Below are 1,023 nucleotides of genomic sequence, written 5' to 3'. Positions count from 1 at the left end.
TTTAATATGGCATAGCCGCGCCCTAAGGTTGCAAGAGGGCTTGCCGTGTGCAGTGTCTGGGCTAGAATCGCCAGTCTGTGTTGCTGTTGTTCCAGGTTTGCATGCTGCGCTTGTACTAGTTTGTCGTAAGCGTTGTTTAGTGTTGCTGCGCTTTGTTCAAGCTTCGCTTGAGGGTTATATCTGAGTAAGCGGTGCTGAAGTATATTCAGACTTCCAGATTTATTTTCAATAGTGTTTGATAGTGCCCGTTTAATGCGCTCTTGAAGTTCTTCAAGGCGTAAACCCTTTTCTTGAAGGGCATCGCCAGGATGTCTTAGTCGTTTTTGTAAGGCATCGATGCTTTGGCTGAGTTGTTTGAATCGATTGTTGATCAAAAACTCCAGGCGCCGTTGTTGTTGATCCAGGTTTTGCATTAATTCGTATTGGTCGGGCGTAATGTGTTCTGCGGCTGCTGATGGCGTTGGTGCCCGGTAGTCTGCTACCAGGTCGGCAATCGTAAAGTCTACTTCATGACCAACGGCGCTAATGATAGGTAGTTCGCTGTCAAAAATAGCACGTGCGACGACTTCTTCATTAAAACTCCATAAATCCTCTAGAGACCCGCCTCCTCGCCCAGCAATTAACACATCTGCAAGGTTGTGGCTGTTGCAGTAAGCGATAGCGTCGGCAATTTGTTGTGCTGAGCCTTCCCCTTGAACCTGAACGGGTAGCAAAATGATCTCTAGTGCAGGGAAGCGACGCTGCGTCACTGAAATGATGTCATGAATGACGGCACCGCTTTGAGAGGTTATCACGGCTGCTTTTTTGGGGATTTGTGGTATAGATTTTTTATGCTGCTGGTCAAACAGTCCTTCGCCAGCCAGTTTAAGCTTTAGTGCTTCAAAAGCGGCTTGTAGTTGCCCAATACCCGCCGGTTCCATGCCTTCAACGATAAGTTGGTAATCGCCGCGACCTTCGTACAAGCTCACTTTGGCTCGAACAATTATCTGGTCACCTTCCTTGGGGATAAACTTTAAGCGTTGG

The 1,023-nt window shown here is 47.6% G+C and carries 1 protein-coding gene; it reads right to left on the bottom strand.

Translation table 11 applies throughout. From position 1 onward, the window contains the following. On the bottom strand, nt 1-1,023 hold a 1,023-nt coding region (xseA, locus tag A3735_RS00470; protein WP_068637354.1), incomplete at both ends, for an exodeoxyribonuclease VII large subunit.

It is taken from the genome of Oleiphilus sp. HI0061 (genome assembly GCF_001635675.1).
This window is presented reverse-complemented; position numbering and strand designations above follow the sequence as displayed.